16 protein-coding genes and 1 pseudogene are annotated in these 17,321 nt (G+C 72.4%); 10 read left to right on the top strand and 7 right to left on the bottom strand.

Going from position 1 to position 17,321, the window contains the following annotated elements; genetic code table 11:
* Nucleotides 1-82 precede the first annotated feature (82 nt).
* A complete protein-coding gene (locus OG611_RS15205) occupies nucleotides 83-1,705 on the bottom strand; it encodes an alpha/beta fold hydrolase (protein WP_266419763.1) in 1,623 nt (540 codons plus the stop codon).
* Between the two features lie 473 nt (nucleotides 1,706-2,178).
* Between OG611_RS15205 and OG611_RS15210 the strand changes: the two genes are divergently transcribed.
* The 7 genes from OG611_RS15210 to OG611_RS15240 all read left to right on the top strand — a co-directional run bounded on the left by OG611_RS15210 (nucleotide 2,179) and on the right by OG611_RS15240 (nucleotide 8,075).
* Nucleotides 2,179-3,165, top strand: coding sequence for an urea transporter (locus OG611_RS15210; protein WP_266419766.1), 987 nt, complete (start codon nucleotides 2,179-2,181; stop codon nucleotides 3,163-3,165).
* 4 nt (nucleotides 3,166-3,169) lie between these two features.
* Nucleotides 3,170-3,475: an urease subunit gamma gene (locus OG611_RS15215; RefSeq protein ID WP_266419767.1), complete on the top strand. Its 306-nt coding sequence runs from the start codon at nucleotides 3,170-3,172 to the stop codon at nucleotides 3,473-3,475.
* A 27-nt stretch (nucleotides 3,476-3,502) separates the two neighbouring features.
* Nucleotides 3,503-3,916 (top strand): urease subunit beta, encoded by a 414-nt coding sequence (locus OG611_RS15220; protein WP_266419769.1) that lies wholly within the window; start codon nucleotides 3,503-3,505, stop codon nucleotides 3,914-3,916.
* Nucleotides 3,916-5,640, top strand: a complete 1,725-nt coding sequence (ureC, locus tag OG611_RS15225) for an urease subunit alpha (RefSeq protein ID WP_266419772.1) — start codon at nucleotides 3,916-3,918, stop codon at nucleotides 5,638-5,640. The genes OG611_RS15220 and ureC overlap by 1 nt, the downstream gene beginning before the upstream one ends.
* 55 nt (nucleotides 5,641-5,695) lie before the next feature.
* Nucleotides 5,696-6,394, top strand: coding sequence for an urease accessory protein UreF (locus tag OG611_RS15230; RefSeq protein ID WP_266419775.1), 699 nt, complete (start codon nucleotides 5,696-5,698; stop codon nucleotides 6,392-6,394).
* Between the two features lie 101 nt (nucleotides 6,395-6,495).
* A complete protein-coding gene (gene ureG, locus OG611_RS15235; RefSeq protein ID WP_266425890.1) occupies nucleotides 6,496-7,137 on the top strand; it encodes an urease accessory protein UreG in 642 nt (213 codons plus the stop codon).
* Between the two features lie 59 nt (nucleotides 7,138-7,196).
* Nucleotides 7,197-8,075, top strand: a complete 879-nt coding sequence (locus tag OG611_RS15240; RefSeq protein ID WP_266425892.1) for an urease accessory protein UreD — start codon at nucleotides 7,197-7,199, stop codon at nucleotides 8,073-8,075.
* A gap of 64 nt (nucleotides 8,076-8,139) precedes the next feature.
* Here the strand turns inward: OG611_RS15240 and OG611_RS15245 are convergent.
* Nucleotides 8,140-8,445, bottom strand: a pseudogene (locus tag OG611_RS15245) (esterase); the annotation flags it as partial.
* 475 nt (nucleotides 8,446-8,920) lie between these two features.
* Here OG611_RS15245 and OG611_RS15250 point away from each other — a divergent pair.
* From OG611_RS15250 to OG611_RS15260, 3 genes are all read left to right on the top strand, one after another.
* Nucleotides 8,921-9,907, top strand: a complete 987-nt coding sequence (locus OG611_RS15250; protein ID WP_266419778.1) for an aldo/keto reductase — start codon at nucleotides 8,921-8,923, stop codon at nucleotides 9,905-9,907.
* A gap of 108 nt (nucleotides 9,908-10,015) precedes the next feature.
* Nucleotides 10,016-10,825: a 3-hydroxybutyrate dehydrogenase gene (locus OG611_RS15255; protein ID WP_266419781.1), complete on the top strand. Its 810-nt coding sequence runs from the start codon at nucleotides 10,016-10,018 to the stop codon at nucleotides 10,823-10,825.
* Nucleotides 10,826-10,855: 30 nt separating this feature from the next.
* Nucleotides 10,856-12,832, top strand: coding sequence for a GAF domain-containing protein (locus tag OG611_RS15260; RefSeq protein WP_266419784.1), 1,977 nt, complete (start codon nucleotides 10,856-10,858; stop codon nucleotides 12,830-12,832).
* A 33-nt stretch (nucleotides 12,833-12,865) separates the two neighbouring features.
* Here OG611_RS15260 and OG611_RS15265 read toward each other — a convergent pair whose 3' ends face one another.
* The 5 genes from OG611_RS15265 to OG611_RS15285 are packed head-to-tail and all read right to left on the bottom strand — an operon-like array spanning nucleotide 12,866 to nucleotide 17,319.
* Nucleotides 12,866-13,750, bottom strand: coding sequence for an alpha/beta hydrolase (locus tag OG611_RS15265; RefSeq protein ID WP_266419787.1), 885 nt, complete (start codon nucleotides 13,748-13,750; stop codon nucleotides 12,866-12,868).
* On the bottom strand, nucleotides 13,747-14,850 hold the full coding sequence (locus OG611_RS15270; RefSeq protein ID WP_266425895.1) for a branched-chain amino acid ABC transporter permease: 1,104 nt from the start codon (nucleotides 14,848-14,850) through the stop codon (nucleotides 13,747-13,749). The genes OG611_RS15265 and OG611_RS15270 overlap by 4 nt, the downstream gene beginning before the upstream one ends.
* 47 nt (nucleotides 14,851-14,897) lie before the next feature.
* Entirely contained in the window at nucleotides 14,898-15,785 is an 888-nt protein-coding gene (locus OG611_RS15275; RefSeq protein ID WP_266419790.1) for a branched-chain amino acid ABC transporter permease, read from the bottom strand.
* On the bottom strand, nucleotides 15,785-16,531 hold the full coding sequence (locus tag OG611_RS15280; RefSeq protein WP_266419793.1) for an ABC transporter ATP-binding protein: 747 nt from the start codon (nucleotides 16,529-16,531) through the stop codon (nucleotides 15,785-15,787). Before OG611_RS15280 ends, OG611_RS15275 begins: the two co-directional genes overlap by 1 nt.
* A complete protein-coding gene (locus OG611_RS15285) occupies nucleotides 16,528-17,319 on the bottom strand; it encodes an ABC transporter ATP-binding protein (protein ID WP_266419795.1) in 792 nt (263 codons plus the stop codon). Before OG611_RS15285 ends, OG611_RS15280 begins: the two co-directional genes overlap by 4 nt.
* Nucleotides 17,320-17,321 lie beyond the last annotated feature (2 nt).

Consider the following 17,321-nt stretch of genomic DNA (forward strand, 5'->3'; position numbering starts at 1 on the left):
CCGCAGGTGCGGCCCTCGCCCGAGGCCCACGCCAAGGCCTCCGGTGCGTGAGGCGGTGCGGCTTCGCCATGCTCCCGCCGGCTCAGGCGTACCGGCGCAGCAGTCCGTCCACGTACGCCTCCAGCCGTTCCCCCAGTACCTCGGGCGTCAGATCGTCCCGCCCCAGCTCGCGCCAAGGTCCGGCCAGTTTCGCCGCGTCGGGGCAGTAGTGCAGGGCGTCGAGCAGCCGCCAGTACAGGTGGTCGGGGCCGGTGGCGAGGCCGTGGCCGCCCTGTGCCTCGTACCGGTCGCGGAAGTCCAGCCCGTACGCCGGTCCGTGCAGCAGGGCGAGCGCGGTCGAGCAGTGCGCCACGTCCAGGTCGGCAGGGCCCCACGAGGTCTCGACCCAGTCCACGACACCGGTGATCCGCAGCTCGGGCCCGGTTCCCGTGAAGAGCACGTTCCCGGGGTGGAAGTCGCGGTGCAGGAAGCGGCCTTCGTACGGCGGCGGGTCGCGGCGGATTACGTCCACGGCCCGCTCCCACAGGGGTCCGTCCGGGGCGCGGACGCGTTCCGCGGACGTCCATGCCTGGTAGGGGCGCGGCCTTTCGGCCGGTACGACGCCGTGGACGCGGACGAGTTGGGCCGCGAGCAGGTCCAGGCGCCGGTCGAGGTCGTCCCCGTCGACGCGGACGCGACCCGGCAGCGCGGACATCAACAGGGTCGGGTGGTCGCAGTGTTCGGTGGTGGCGTCCACGGCGACGAGGCCGGGCGCGGGGATGGAGTCCTGTTCGGCGAGCAGCGCCAGGACGGACGCCTCGCGGTTCAGCAGCCCGGGCCCGTGGTGGCGGAAGAAGGGCTTCACGAAGGTGCGTTGCACCAGGTCCGTGCCGTCGTCGAGGGTGAGCCGGCGCATCTGGGAGCTCCAGCCGCCGGCCAGGAGACGGGAGTCGGCGACCGAGCGGCCGGGGCCGATCTGCTTGGCCACCCACGCGCGTGTCGCCGTCCAGCCCCGGTTGTCGAGCCCGGTCAGCACCGCCGCCACGAACTCCCGCCGGTCGTCGCCGTGGTCACCGAGCCACAGGCCCAGTTGGTGCGATGCGTCCGGCAGGTCGAGCCGTGTGTACTGGGCGCGCGCGGCCAGCGCTTCCTGTACGGCCTCGGTCACAGCCGGCGGGATCACCGCGTCCGTGCCCGGCACGGCGAGCACGGCCCGGCTCTCGTACGCCCGCAGCGTGTCGAGCGCGGGTGCCTCCCGCCAGCTGTCCGGCCGCCGGATGATTCCGCTGAACCGGCCGTTCCCGTCCCCGAAGGGCTCGTCCCACGCCTCGGCGGCGTACACGGCGGGCGCGCACAGTCCCATCGCCGCCACGCGGTCATCGTAGTGCCGGGCGAGATCGGCCACCGTCTGCCCGCTCATGCTGAACCCCACCAGGACCAGCGGCCCGTCCGCCCCCGCGTACGCCTCGATCACCGCCACGGCCTGCTCGAACCGTCGCCGTAGGCTCAGCTCACCGAGCCTCCCGGTGCTTTCGCCGTGCCCGGAGAAGTCGAAGGCGATCGTGCGGCAGCCGTGGGCCACGAACTCCCGTACCAGCGGCAGCAGTCGCTCCTTGCTGCCGGAGCCCGCGCCGTGCAGCAACACGGCGGTGGTCCCGGACGGCTCACCGCCGTACACACCGCTGAGCCGTTCGCCGCCGTGGTCATGGGTGAAGTCGAGGAGCATGCCCCCATTCACTCACGAACCACTCACGCACGGCCTCTGTCCCCCGCAGGGGGGCGTAGCGTACGCCGGCTTTCTGTGGGGAGTGCCGGGTCGGCTCCCTTGTGCCGGAATCTAACCTAATTTCTTGTTGAATTTTATGCGTGTATGGCGCATGCGGTTGTGTGGGGTGGGGCGCTTTCGTGGGCTTGTCTTTCGGTCAAAAGGTGGATGTGGAATGTTCAACACCTGGCTAAGGATTTCGCCGCGGAGGGGGTTTGGGGTGACTGTCGGCGCGGCTTGGAGGGGCGTTTAGCTGGGGGTATCGCTGAGGGTTGATGAAGTGTCGCGCTTCGTGGTCGCGTCTTGTCGATGCCTTTGTGTCGCTGCCGGGCGTACCGTCTCAACGGATTGTTGACCAAGATCCACATCTCCCGAATGCGGCGATGTGGATGTATTCGGTGTGCCCTCATTCGTCATGTCTCAAAGGAGAAGATGTGCCCGCAGCAGAACAGGCGGTGCGGATACGGGGCCGGGTATTTCCCCGGGGCCGGGCGGTTCCACGGACCGGGGCGGCGCAGTTGCGCGGCATCGCGCAGGTGGTGCTTGTCGGCAGTCCGTGGTCCGGGCTGCTGTTCGCGGTCGCGCTGTTCGTCGGCGGGTGGCGGCTCGGGGTGTTCGGGCTGCTCGGGACCATCGCGTCCACCGGGGCGGCGGTTCTGCTCGGGGCCGACCGGAAGGGCGTGGAGCAGGGGCTTCAGGGCTACTGCGGGTGCCTGACCGGCATCGCCCTGGTGATCCGGCTCGGCGCCTCGTGGCGGACGGCCGTGCTGGTCGTGCTCGCGGCGGCGGTCTGCGCCGTGCTGAGCGGGGCGGTGGGCCGCCTGCTCACCCCCCTCGGGCTGCCCGTGCTCACGGCCCCCTACTGTCTGGTCGTCAGCGCCCTGACGGTCGCCCTGTCGACGGGCCCGGTCACCGTCGGCGCGACCGCGCGTGTGCCGGGGTTCACTGAGCTGACGGCCGCCGAAGCGGGGCGGGCGCTCTGCGCCAACATCGGTCAGATCTTCTTCCTCGACACGTGGTACGCGGGCCTGATCGTGCTCGCCGGGCTCTTTGTCGCCTCCCGGACCGTGGCGCTCGCGGCGGTGGGGGCCAGCGCCGTGGCGCTCGTGACAGCCTGCGCGGCCGGGCTGCCCGCAGCCTCGATCACCGACGGGCTGTACGGCTACAACGCGGTGCTCTGCGCCATCGCGCTGGGCGCCGTGTTCCTGACCCCCACCGCGTGGACCGCCGGTTACGCGGTACTCGCCGCCGTCGCCTCGGTCCCCTTCGCCGCCGCCTGGGAAGCCTTCGCCCAGTCGTTCGGCACAACCCCCTTCACCTGGCCGTTCACCGTGACGACCTGGCTCTTCCTGGCGGCCGGTCCGGCTCTGGACCGCCCCGGGCTCTCCTTCGGACACGCACCTTCGAGAAAGCAGACGTGACGTCATGAACCTCGCACCGCGGGAAATCGACAAACTCCATGTCTACGTGGTCGCGGACCTGGCCCGCCGCCGCCGCGACCGGGGAACCAAGCTCAACTACAGCGAAGCCGCCGCCCTGATCACCGAGGCCGTCCTGGAGGCCGCCCGCGACGGCCACACCGTCGCCGAATGCATGGAGTTGGGCCGCAGGGTCGTCTCCGGCGACGACGTGATGCCCGGCGTACGGGAGATGCTCACCGTCCTCCAGGTCGAGACGGCCTTCGTCGACGGGACGAAGCTGGTCACCTGCCACGACCCGATCAGCGCCTGAGACGCCTGAGACACCGAGGAGACACAGATGTCGGGCGGAGCCCACTACCTCTACGGGGACGACCCCGTGGAGATCAACGCCAACCGGGCCAGGACCAGGCTCACCGTCGCCAACACCGGTGACCGTGCCGTCCAGATCGGGTCCCACTACCACTTCTTCGAGATCAACCGCGCGCTGCGCTTCGACCGCGAGGCCGCCTACGGCATGCGCCTGGACATCCCCTCCGGAACCGCCGTGCGCTTCGAGCCCGGCGACACCCGCGAGGTGGAGCTGTGCGCCTTCGCCGGCTCCGGCCGGCTCACCGGCTTCGCCGGACTCGTCAACGGGGGCCTGTCCGCCCCGGACACCCGGCGCGACGCGCTCCGTCGCGCCGCGGAACTCGGCTTCATCCACTCCGACGCCGACAGCACCGAGACCAAGAACGAAGGGGACCGGGCCTGATGGCGATCATCCCGCGCAAGCAGTACACGGATCTGTTCGGTCCCACCGTGGGCGACCGGTTCCACCTGGCCGACACCAACCTGATCGTCGAGGTCGAGTACGACCACAACGCCGGTTCCTACGGGGAAGAGGCCGTCTACGGCGGCGGCAAGGCCATCCGGGACGGCATGGCCCAGGACCCGTCCGCGCTCAACCGCGAGGGCGCCCTGGACCTCGTCATCACCAACGTCGTCGTCCTCGACCCGGTCCTCGGCGTGGTCAAGGGCGACATCGGGGTCCGCGGCGGCCTGATCGTCGGCGTCGGCAAGGCGGGGAACCCGCACCTCCAGAGCGGCGTCGATCCCAAGCTCGTCATCGGCCCCGGCACCGAGGTGATATCCGGCGAGCACCTCATCGCCACCGCCGGAGGCGTCGACACGCACATCCACTTCATCGCGCCCCAGCAGGCCCAGGAGGGCCTGTCCAACGGCATCACCACCTTCTTCGGCGGCGGCACCGGCCCCACCGACGGATCCAACGGCACCACCTGCACCCCCGGCCCCTGGAACATCCACCGGATGCTGGAGGCCGTGGAGGACCTGCCGGTCAACGTGGGACTGCTCGGCAAGGGGAACGGCAGCCTGCCCGAGGCACTGCGCGAGCAGGTCGAGGCGGGGGCCGCCGGGCTGAAGGTGCACGAGGACTGGGGTGCCACCCCCGCCTCGATCGATACCGCGCTGCGGGTCGCCGACGAGCACGACGTACAGATGGCCATCCACACCGACACCCTCAACGAGGGCGGTTTCTACGAGGACACCCTGTCGGCGATCGACGGCCGGACCATCCACACCTTCCACACCGAGGGTGCGGGCGGCGGCCACGCCCCCGACATCATCCGGGTGTCGGGCGAGGCCAACGTACTGCCGGCCTCCACCAACCCGACCCTGCCGTACACGGTCAACGCGGTGGACGAGCTGCTGGACATGGTGATGGTCTGTCACCACCTGTCCCGTGACATCCCCGAGGACGTCTCGTTCGCCGACAGCCGGGTCCGCGCCGAGACGATCGCGGCCGAGACCGTGCTGCACGACCTCGGGGTCATCAGCATCTTCTCCTCGGACTCCCAGGCCATGGGCCGGGTCGGCGAGTCCTTCGTCCGCGCCTTCCAGACGGCGCACCACTGCAAGGAGATGCGCGGTCCGCTGGCGGAGGACAGCTCCCGCAACGACAACGCGCGGGTCCTGCGCTACCTGGCCAAGCTGACGATCAACCCCGCGACTGCGGTCGGCGCCGCGGACGTGATCGGCTCCCTGGAGCCCGGCAAGCTCGCCGACATCGTGCTCTGGCCGATCCACTCCTTCGCCGCCAAGCCCAAGCTGATCATCAAGGGCGGCATGGTCAACTGGGCCCTGATGGGCGACCCCAACGCCTCCCTGCCGACGCCGCAACCGGTGTACTACCGGCCGATGTTCGGCACCCACGGCCGCGCGAAGCAGCGCACCTCGGTGACGTTCATGTCGCAGGCGTCCATCGCCGCCGGGGTCCCCGAGGAGCTGGGGCTGCAACGGCGGATCGAACCCGTGCAGCGCTGCCGGACCATCGGCAAGCAGCACATGGTGCGCAACGACGCGCTGCCGCGCATCGAGGTGGACCCGGAGACGTACAAGGTCACCGTCGACGGAGAGCCCGCCACCATCGAGCCGGCCGAGCGGCTCCCGCTCAACCACCTCTTCTACATCGTCTGACGACGGCCCGAACGCACGACATCGTCCGACGACCCGCCCGAACGGAGACCCCGGTGTGAACGACCCGATACCGATCCCGGCCCTGCTGACCGGACTCCAGCTCACCGACTCGGCCTTCCCCAGCGGCTACTACACCCTCTCCCACGGCCTGGAGGGCTTCCAGCAGGCCCGCGCGGTCACCCCGTCCGGCCTGCCGGCGCTCCTGCACGACCTGCTGCGCCACAGCGTGGGTCCGGCCGACGCCACCGCCCTCGCGCTCGCCCACCGTGCGGTCACCGCCGACGACTGGGAGGAAGTGGTGGCCGTGGAACAGCGGCTGCACGCCACCAAACTGGGCCGGGAGGCCCGGCAGGCCGCCGTCCGCACCGGGCGGCAGCTGCTGGACCTGGCCGGCGAGGTGTACGGCACCGAGCAGATCGAGCGGTACCGGGGCCTCTACCGGGACGGCGCCGTACGCGGCTGCCAGCCGGTCGTCGCCGCCGTCGTCCACGCGGGCAACGGGCTGCCCGTCCGCCAGGCGGTCACCTGCGAACTGTTCGCCTTCGCGGCCAGTTTCGTGGGGGCCGCCATGCGGCTGCGGCTGACCGACCACCGCCGCGCGCAGGTCGTCCTGCACGGGGCCGCCCCGGTCATCGAGGAGACCGTCGACGCGGCCCTGGGGCGGGAACCGGCAGACATCGGCGGCTGCGTCCCGGTGGCCGACGTCATGGCCGGCCGCCACGAGCGCGCCGAGGCACGGCTGTTCGCCAGCTAGGGCCTCTCGTAATCCTTCCACCGCACCGCACCACACCAGACAGGATCACCATGCACGACCCCATGCAGGCCAGGCACCACCACCACGACCACGACGAGCTCATGCGGCGGCCGAAGGACGGCGTACTGCGCGTCGGTGTCGCCGGACCGGTCGGCTCCGGCAAGACCGCCCTGATCGAAGCGCTCGTCCCGATGCTGATCGAACGCGGCCGGACCCCCGCCGTCATCACCAACGACATCTTCACCACCGAGGACGCCGCGCATGTGCGCCGCACCCTGGCCGGAATCCTCGACGCGGACCGGATCGTCGGCGTGGAGACCGGGGCCTGCCCGCACACCGCCGTCCGTGACGACCCGACGATGAACCAGGCGGCCGCGGACGAACTCATGGAGCGTTTCCCCGAGGTGGACACCCTGCTCTTCGAGAGCGGCGGGGACAACCTGACCCTCACCTTCAGCCCCGCGCTGGTCGACCTGTTCCTGTTCGTGCTGGACACCGCCGAGGGCGACAAGATGCCGCGCAAGCGCGGTCCGGGCATCACCGAGTGCGAACTGCTCGTCATCAACAAGGTGGACATCGCCCCCTACGTGCGGTGCGATCTCGGTGTCATGGAGTCGGACGCCCACCGCGTCCGGGACGGCCGGCCGGTGGTGCTGACCAACTCGCTCACCGGAGAGGGCCTCGGCGCCATCGCCGACTTCCTCCTGTCCCACGAAGCCGCCCAGGAGACGGCCTCCGCATGACCGAGGCGCCCGCGCGGCTGGATCCCGCGCACTACGAACCCCGTCGGGTACCGGCCCGGATGCTCGACCTCACCGGCACGCCGGACACCCTGGCCGCCGGGCGCCCCGGCAAGGTCGGTCTGCTCGAACTGCGCTACGTACGGGTGGGCGAGCGGACCGAGCTCGTCGACCGGTACCAGAAGTCACCGTTGCAGATCATGCGCCCGCTGTACATCGACCCGGCGCGGCCCGACCTCCCGGTGACCTATCTGATGTCGACCGGCGGCGGCATCATCCAGGCCGACCGCAACCGGATCGACATCGACTGCGGCCCCGGCACCTCGGTCCACCTGACCACACAGGCCGCGACCAAAGTGCACCGGATGGAGTTCGACCACGCGACCCAGATCGTCAACCTGGCGGTGGAAGAGGGGAGTTACGTCGAATACCTGCCGGACTCCCTGATCCCCTACCGGGACGCCCGCTTCTACCAGCACACCCGGGTGACCGTCGATCCGACCGCCACCGTGCTGCTGGGCGAGACGATCGCGGCCGGACGGCTGGCCCGCGGTGAACGGCACGCCTACCGCATGCTCTTCAGCGACCTGGAGATCCGGCGCCCCGACGGGACGCTCCTGGCCGTGGACACCGTCCGCCTCGATCCGCAGGGACCCGGTCCGGTCACCGGGCCCGCCGTCTTCGCGGACCACGACCTGATGGCCACCCTGTACGCGGTCACCCCGCTCGCCCCCGCGGCCCGGGTCGCCGACACGCTCCACGAGGCGCTCGCCCCGACCGGCCTGGCCTTCGGGGCGAGCACCCTGCCCGACGACTGCGGGGCCTGGGTCCGGGTCGTCGGCAGCGACCCGCCCGCCCTCACCCGGGCGATGCGCACCGCGTGGGACGCCCTGCGGCAGTTGCTCATCGGCGTCCCGGCCCCGGACCTGCGCAAGACCTGACCGCGCAGGAACTGGCCGCGCAGGGCGGGCCCTCGCGCCGGACGGGCCGCGCGCCGGACACCGCTCAGGCCGTGCATCCGGTGTCCGCGATCACGAAGTACCCGGGCGGCGACTCCTTCAGGGTGTGGGTGACGAAGACGTTGTACAGGCCCATGTTCTCGTCGGAGCCGTTGGCGTACACATGGCCGCCTGCGGTACGGGCCCGGCCCGCCGCCACCTGCGCGTAGTTGGTCGCCGTGAGGCACCGCGCCGGTGCCCCGCCGGTCGTGGTCACCGTCACCTGGGGCGAGGCGGTGCCGGGCGTGCCCGATCCGTCGATCGCCGCCACCGTGTAGCGGTACGCCGTGCCGGCGGTGAGACCCGGGTCCGTGCGCGGTCTGTGTGCAGCCGTGCAGGGCGATGACCAGCGGTGCGTTCGCGGCAGGGCGTCGGGGCGTACTCGTACATCTGGAGGTTGCCGGGGTTCGAGCCGAGGCCGGTGACTGTTGCAGACCACCGGCGGCAGCGGCCGGCTGCACGGCCGCGGCCGTGCTCGGCGTCGCCGCGACGAGGGCGAGAGCGGCCGTGGAGGCGACGCGCCGCAGCAGACGTCGCAGGGTCGATGGGCGCACGGGTGCCTCATGTTGGGCTGTTCCGGCTCTTCGGGCAGCGCGGGCAGCGACTGTGGGGCGGACGCTAAAGGGCCGGGGCGCACGCGCCCATGGGCCCGGCTGACACTCCCCGCTCCCGGCTGTGTGCGGCACCGCCGTTGCGCCGCCGGGACTCCCTTGACCTGGAGCGCACTCCAAGATGCAGACTCCCGGTCGACGCCCGCACGGAGACGGGCCATGGGGAGAGGACCCGCCATGCGTTACCGCACCATCGGCACGGACCCCGCCACCCGCCGGGAGGTGAGTGTGCTCAGCCTCGGCGCCATGCTGATGGGCACCCTCACCGACGAGGCGACCTCGTTCGCGATCCTCGACCGGTACGTGGAGGCGGGCGGCACCTTCATCGACACGTCCGACAACTACGCGTTCTGGGTCGACGGCACGAGGGGAGGGGAGAGCGAGCAGCTGCTCGGCCGCTGGCGCCGCAGCCGTGGCATCGGCGACGGGATCGTCATCGCCACCAAGCTCGGGGCCCGGCCCAAGGCCCCCGGCACCGACTTCTCCCAGGGCATCGTGGGCCTCTCGGCCGAGGTGATCCGGGAATCCGCGGAACGCAGCCGCGAACGCCTCGGCGTGGAGAAGCTGGACCTGCTGTACGCACACGTCCAGGACCAGGACGTGCCGCTCGCCGAGACCGTCGAGGCCTTCGGGGAACTGGTCGCGGAGGGCACCGTCGGACTGCTCGGCGTGAGCAACCACTGGGCGTGGCAGGTGGAGCGGGCCCGCGCCATCGCCGCGGCCGCCGGTCTGCCCGGCTACGAGGTCCTCCAGTACCACCACACCTATCTGCGGCGGCGCACGGACTCGCCCGGCCTGTTCTCCCCGGACGGCCAGGAGGGCGTGGCCGCCGGGGACCTGCTCGGCTATCTGCGGGCCGAACCCGCACTCGTGCCGGTCGCCTACTCGCCCCTGCTGTCCGGCGGCTACGTCCGCGCGGACAAGCCGCTGGGCCCGGACTTCGACCACCCGGGCACCCGCGCCCGGCAGGCCGCGCTGCGGGCGGTGGCCGAGGAGACCGGGGCGACCGTCAACCAGGTGGTCCTGGCCTGGCTCATCGGCGGCGAGATCCCGTTCGTCCCGCTGGTCGGCGCTTCCTCGGTGGCGCAGCTGGACGAGAGCCTGGCCGCGGTGGACCTGGAGCTGACCGCGGAGCAGCGGGCGGTGCTGGACGCGGCGCACTGACGGCCCGCCGCCGGACCGGCACCATGTGGGCCACCACCATGCCGGTGTGCGACGGTGTGTGCACCGATCCCGTGTGACGTGGGCTCCGGCCTCCTTACGGTGACGGCCATGGAGACTCCTCAGCGCCCGGACGCCGGGCCCGCCGCCCCGCCCACCGTCCCGCCGCCCGCGGACCCGCTGCTCGCCGGGCGCACCGCCCTGGTGACCGGTGCCGCGAGCGGGATCGGGCGGGCCTGCGCCCAGACCCTGGCGGCGGCCGGCGCCCATGTGCACGTGGTGGACAAGGCCGCCGACGCGGCGAAGAGCCTGGCGGAGGCGATCGGCGGGACGGCGTGGGTGGTCGATCTCTCCGTCCCCGACGCGGTGGACGCCCTGCCCGCCGACGTGGACATCGTGGTCAACAACGCCGGGCTCCAGCACGTCGCGCCCGTGCACGAATTCCCGCCGGACCGCTTCGCGCTGATCCAGCGCGTCATGGTGGAGACCCCGTTCCGCATCTTGCGCCGGACCCTTCCGGGCATGTACGAACGCGGCTGGGGGCGCGTGGTCAACATCTCGTCGGTGCACGGACTGCGGGCCAGCCCTTACAAATCGGCCTATGTGACGGCCAAACACGCACTGGAGGGACTCAGCAAGGTGGTCGCGCTCGAAGCGGCGGAGCACGGGGTGACGAGCAACTGCGTCTGCCCCGGGTACGTACGCACCCCCCTGGTCGAGAACCAGATCGCGGACCAGGCCCGTACGCACGGCATCTCCGAGGAGGAGGTGGTGGGCCGGGTCATGCTGGAACGCAGCGCGATCAAGCGGCTGATCGACCCCGAGGACGTCGCCGAGGCCGTGCTGTGGCTCTGCGGACCGCGTACCGGGCACATCACCGGAACCTCGCTCTCCATGGACGGCGGCTGGACCGCCAACTGACCTCCCGCCCCCTACGATTGCCGGCCGCCCATGTCTGAACCGTCCACCTCCGCCGCGCCCCATCTGCGCCGCCTGCTCGATCTGCTGGCCGACGACGCCCCCGCCGAGGCGCTGGGCGCCGTCTCCTCCCGGGCGCGTGCCGCCGGGGTGCCCGCGGGCGATCTGGCGGAGGTGGAGCGGGCCACCGCCACCGCCCTGCGGATCAGGGGCGCCCTGCGCCAGCACCGTCGCCGCGAGCTGCAGCTCACCGCGCTCTTCGACACCGCGGGCGACCTGGCCGCCTCCCGCGACCTGGACGAGGTGCTGAAGGCGATCGTCCGCCGGGCCCGGATGCTGCTCGGTACGGACACGGCGTATCTCACCCTCCCCGACGAGGAGGCGGGGGACACCTACATGCGGGTCACCGACGGATCGGTGTCGGTGCTCTTCCAGCGGCTGCGGCTGGAGCTCGGCCACGGGCTGGGCGGTCTGGTGGCGCAGACCGCGCGACCGTACGCGAGCCCCGACTACCGCACCGACGACCGCTTCCACCACACCCGCAACATCAACGCCGGGGTGCTGGACGAGGGGCTCGTCGCCATCCTGGGCGTGCCGCTGCTGCTCGGCTCCAGCCGCGGCGGCACGGGGAAGGTCATCGGCGTCCTCTTCGCCGCCGACCGCGCGGCCCGTGTCTTCAGCCCCGACGAGGTCGCGCTGCTCTGCTCGCTCGCCGCGCATGCCGCGATTGCCATCGACACCGCCCGCGCGCTCGCCGACACCCGGTCCGCGCTGGATGAACTGGCCGGGGCCAACGCCGAGTTGGCGGAGGCGAACGCGGCGGTACGGGCGCATTCGGCGGCCATGCGGCGGGCCGAGGAGTCCCACGACCGGCTGACCGACCTGGTGCTGCGCGGCCGGGACGTCAAGGATGTCGCGGCGGCGGTGGCGGGGCTGCTGGACTCCCCGCTGACCATCCACGACCCGGGCGGCCGGCCCCTGGCGGCCGTCCGGCCCGACGGCACGGACTTCGCCGCCGACAGCATGGACGCCGGCTGGCTGGCCGAGACCGCCGAGGAATCCCGTACCGGCGCCCGCGCCGTGCACCGCGACGGCCGGTGGATCTGCGCGGTCCTCGCCGGGCGGGAACTCCTGGCCGGGCTGGTCCTGCACCGGCGAGGACAGCTCGACGACTCCGACCGGCGGCTGTTCGAGCGGGCCTCGGTGGTCACCGGACTGCTTCTGCTGCTGCGGCGCACGGTCGCCGAGACCGAGAACCGGATACGCGGGGAGCTGATCACCGATCTGCTGACCGACGCGGACCGCGACCCGGCCGGGCTCACCGAACGCGGCCGGCGCCTGGGCATCGACCTCGACCGTCCGCATCTGCTGCTGGTGGCCGAGGGCGGGACCCGGGAGCGGCTGGCCCCCGCCGCGGTGCGCTATCTGTTCGGCGGGGACATCCACGGGGTGAGCGCGGAACACGCCGGGAGCGTGGTGCTGCTGGTGGCGGCCAACGACTGCGGACCGGCCGCGGGCGACGCGGCCCGCGCGGCGGCGGCCCAGCTCGGCCAGCTCGCCCAGACCCCCGTCACCGTCGCCGCCACCGGCCCGGCCCGCGGTGCCCGGGAGCTGGCCGCCGCGTACGGGGAAGCCGCCCGCTGTCTGCGCGCGATGCGGGTCCTCGGGCGCACCGGGGAAGGGGCCTGCGTCGAGGAACTCGGCTTCCTGGGCGTGGTGCTGGGCAACGCGCAGGACGTCGACGGCTTCGTCTCGGCGACGCTCGGGCCGCTGCTGGAGTACGACGCGCAGCGCGGCACCCACCTGGTGCGCACCCTCGGCGCCTACTTCGGGGCCGGGGGCAGTCTCGTCCGCGCCAAGGACGAACTCCACGTGCACGTCAACACGGTGGTGCAGCGGCTGGACCGGGTGCAGGTGCTGCTGGGGCGCGACTGGAACGAGCCGGGCCGGGCCCTGGAGCTGCAACTCGCCCTGCGACTGCATCTGCTGGCGGGCGGCCGGGAACGGTAGACGCCGTCCGGCCGCCCTCGGCGGAGGCTGTCCTCAGACGCCCGCCAGGTTCGACAGGCGGCGCGCGATCTCCTTGCCGCCCGCGTCCCCCGTCAGCACCGTGTAGTGGTTGACGTCCCGGACCGCCACCGGTGTCACCCGGGTACCCCCGAGGTCCGCCGCCGCCAGCCGGGTCTCGTCGTACAGGCCCTGCTCCTCGCCCATCAGACCGCGCTGCGCCCACAACAGCGTCGCCGGAACGGGCAGCTTCCGTACCGCCGTCAGCACCTCCTCGTCGAAGAGGCCGATGCCGTCGGTGCGCACCGCCTCGATCCGGCAGGTGGAGCGCAGGGCGGGTTCGTCCCCGGTCAGATCGCGCTGGATGTACGCGTCCACCTCGTCCGACCAGGCGTCCGCGAACGCGGGGTGCGCCTGCCAGAACGAGCGGTACGCCGCCCGGTCGGGGAAGGTCATCGACAGCCGGTCCATCGCCGGGCCGATCACGGCGGTCATCAGCTCGTCCGGGGAGAGGTGCGTGGGGGCGGGGAAGCCGATGCCGCCGTCGACCAGCAGCAGCGGCCCGAACCGGTCCGGATGCCGTACGGCGGCCAGCGCCGCCACGAACGCGCCCATCGAATGGCCCGCCAGCACCACCCGGCCCGGGGCCAGCGCCGCGGCCACGGCGGCCGCGTCGTCGGCGTGCGCGGCGATCCCGTACGGGCCCGGCAGCGCCGAACTCCCGGCCCGGCCGCGCAGATCCGGGGCGACCAGGGTGACACGTCCGCCCAGCAGCCTGGCCACCGGCCCCCAGGACAGCGCGTTGGCGGTGATGCCGTGCAGGGCGAGGACGACCGGCGCCGCGGGATGCCGGGCCGGCCATCGGAGCACCGCCAGCTCGCCGCCGGTCACGGGGACTCGTACCTCTTCGTGAGCGATCACGGGCGTCCGCTCTCCTTCCGGGACTTCTTGTCCGTGGGTGTTCCGGTCGCGGCCGACCTGCGGCGTACCGCCTTCAGCCGGGACGGCAGCCGGGCCAGGCCGCCGGGCAGCAGGTGTACCACGGCCACGAACAGCACACCGAGCAGGAACAGCGGCTGGGAGAGCGGCACCCGCAGCACCGCGGGCAGATCGGCGACCGCGCCCGAACCGGCCAGATCTCCGAGCCGGTGATCGGCCCAGGTGTAGAGGATGCCGCCGGCCATCGGTCCCCACCGGGTGCCGGATCCGCCCAGCACCACCATCACCAGCAGGGACAGAGTGAAGTCGGAGGTGGTCGTCTGAGGGGTCGAGCCGCCGGTGAGCAGCAGGTGCACCAGACCGCCCAGCGCGGCCAGGGCGCCCGCCAGGACGAAGGCCGTGAGCTTGAACCCGTACGGCTTCAGCCCCAGCACCTCCACCCGGCGTTCGTTCTCCTTGATGCCCTCCCAGACGCGTCCGGTGGGGGAGTTGACCGCCCGGTGGACGACGGCGAGGGTGAGGACCAGATAGGCGAGCGCCAGCCAGTAGAGGTTCGCGGTGTGCTCGATGCCCACGAGCCCGGACGGCAGCAGTTCGGCGGGGGCGGCCCGGCCCTCCTCGCCGCCGGTCAGTCCGCCGGGGTTGCGGGAGACCAGGATCGATCCCGCCTGGGCGAACGCCAGCGTCACCATGGAGAAGCCGATGCCGGTGACCCGCAGGCTCACCGACCCCAGGACCAGTGCGAGCGCGACCCCGCAACCGACGCCGAGCAGCGCGGACACGGCGAACGGGAGGCCCGCCTCCAGCAGGAACATGTTCGTGGCGTAGCTGCCCGCCGCGAAGTAGAGCGCATGCCCGAAGGAGAGCAGCCCGGTGCGGCCGAGCAGCAGGTCGTACCCGGTCGCCAGCGCACCGAACAGCAGGCAGGTGGCGAGCAGCTGGAGACTTCCCGGGCTGCCGAGCGGACCGTCCAGGAGGCCGGGCAGCGGCAGCGCGCTGTAGGGGGCGAGGGCCAGGACCAGCAGTGCGGCGGCGGGCCACCAGCGGCGCAACAGCCGGGCGGTGTTCCCGGGGGTCTGCACGGCTGTGTGTTCCTCGCCGGTGCGGCGGTGTGTCTCGGTGGCGGTGCTCACGCGAGCCTCCCGGTCAGTCCGCGCGGCCGTACGAGCAGCAGCGCGGCGAGCAGGACGACGACCGCCAGATCGCCGAGGCCCGCTGCGGTGTAGTAGTTGGCGAACTGTTGGACCAGGCCGATGACGACGGACGCCACGGCGGCGCCGCTCACCGATCCCATGCCCCCGGTGACCACCACGACGAACGCGAAGATCAGCAGCGAGGTGCCCTGACGCGGGTCGACCGAGCCGAAGTACAGGCCGCCGAGCGCCCCGCCGAGCGCGGCCACGCAGCCGCCGATCGCGAAGACGAGCGTGAACGCCTTCCGCACGTCGATGCCGAGCGCGGTGACCATCGCCCGGTCCTCGACCCCGGCCCGTACCACCAGACCGTGGCGGGTGCGGCCGAGGAAGAGCCGCAGCGCCACGAGCACCACGACCGCCGCCGCGACCAGCACCAGCCGGTTGACCGGCACCTGGGCGCCGAACAGGCCGAAGGTGCCGGACAGCGCCTTCGGGCCCGGGAAGGTACGGGCGTCCGAGCCCCAGATGCCCGACAGCAGGGCCGGGACGGCGAGCCCCACCCCGACCGTGGCGAGCACCTGCTCGCGCGGCCGGGTGTAGAGCGGCCGGACGACGGCGAGTTCCAGCAGCACGGCGGCGGCGGTGCCCACCGCCGTACCGAACAGGACCGCGAGGGCGAAGCCCGCCCCGCCCGGACCGGCGCCGGGCAGATGGCCGGAGGCCGCCCACCAGGTGCCGTACGCGCCGATGGACAGCAGCGCCCCGTGCGCGAAGTTGAGCACGTCCATCAGGCCGAAGATCAGTGAGAGTCCCGAGGCGATCAGGAAGTAGAGAGCCCCCAGACCGAGTCCGGTCATGGTGAGCAGAACGACGGTGGACATCAGGAATCCGCCTCCACGGAGAGTGCTTCGGTGGCCGGGCCGTGTCCGACACCCAGCAGCCGCCGTGCCGTCTCCGCGTCGCCCAGCAGCTCGTCGGCCGGTCCCTGGTGGGCCGTCCGGCCGTCGGCGAGTACCGCACAGTGCCGGGCCAGGCGCCGCACGACGGCGAGGTTCTGTTCCACGAGCAGCACCGGCACCGCCTCGGCGGCCCGCTCCAGCACCTGGGCGACCTCGGTGACCACCTTGGGTGCCAGTCCCTTGGTGGGTTCGTCGGCGATGATCAGCCGGTTCCCGTTGAGCAGGGTGCGGCCGATGGCCACCATCTGCTGCTGCCCGCCGGACAGCGTCCCCGCCAACTGCCGTTCCCGGCGCTTCAGTTCGGGGAAGAGTTCATGGACGAGCGGGTACGCGGGCCCCTCGGCGCCGGGCCGCTCGGCCAGGCGCAGATTCTCCGCGACGGTCAGCGAGGCGAAGACGCCCCGGTCCTCGGGGGCGTACCCGATGCCCAGCCGCACCACGGTGTGGGTGGGCATCGGCACGGTCTCCTCGCCGTCCAGCCGTACGCTGCCGGTACGCGGGACGAGGCCGAGGACGCCGCGTACGGTCGTGGTCTTCCCGGCGCCGTTCCGGCCGAGGAGCGCGGTCACTCCGTGCCGGGCGACGTCCAGGTCGACGCCGTGCAGGATGTGCCGGCCGCCGATCAGGACCCGCAGGTCCCGTACGGCGAGCAGGGTCCCGGTCGTCACAGCCCCTCCCCGAGATAGGCCTGCTGGACGGTCGGGTCGGCGGTCACTGCCTCGGGGGTGTCCAGCGCCAGCAGCCTCCCGTGGTGCATCACGGCGAGCCGGTCGGCCAGCCCCAGCAGGACGTCCATGTGGTGCTCGACCATCAGGACGGTGCGGCCCTCGTCCCGGTGCAGGGTGCGGATGAGTTCGGTCAGCGCGGGGACCTCCTCCGCGCTGACCCCGGCCATCGGCTCGTCGAGCAGCATCAGCCGCGGCTCGCCCACCAGCAGCACCGCGAGCTCCAGCTTCCGTTTCTCGCCGTGCGACAGCTCGGACGCCGTGGCCCGCGCCCGGTGGCCGAGACCGGTGCGTTCCAGTACGCCGTCCACCTCGGCGGTGTACGCGGACGCCCGCCGCCACAGCCGGAAGGAGCCGCCCCGGGCCGCCTGCGCGGCCAGCCGGACGTGATCGGCCACGCTCATGGCCGGCCAGAGGCTGGACGTCTGGAACGTGCGGCCGATGCCGCGTCGCGCCCGTGCGTGCGCGGGACTGGCCGTCATGTCCGTGCCGTCCAGCTCGATGGTGCCGGAGGTCGCCGTGGTCAGCCCGCTGATCAGGTTGAACAGGGAGGTCTTGCCCGCCCCGTTGGGGCCGATGAAGGCCAGGAACTCGCCCTCGTGGACGCTCAGTGTGACGTCCTCGACGATCGTCGCGCCGCCGACGCCCCAGCCGAGTCCGGTCAGCCGAAGCACCGGAGCGGTGGTCCGTGGACCGGCCGCGCGCTGTGCGGTGATGTCCGGTACGCCCATCG

Origin of the sequence: Streptomyces sp. NBC_01363, assembly GCF_026340595.1 — a bacterium.
Classification (GTDB): domain Bacteria; phylum Actinomycetota; class Actinomycetes; order Streptomycetales; family Streptomycetaceae; genus Streptomyces.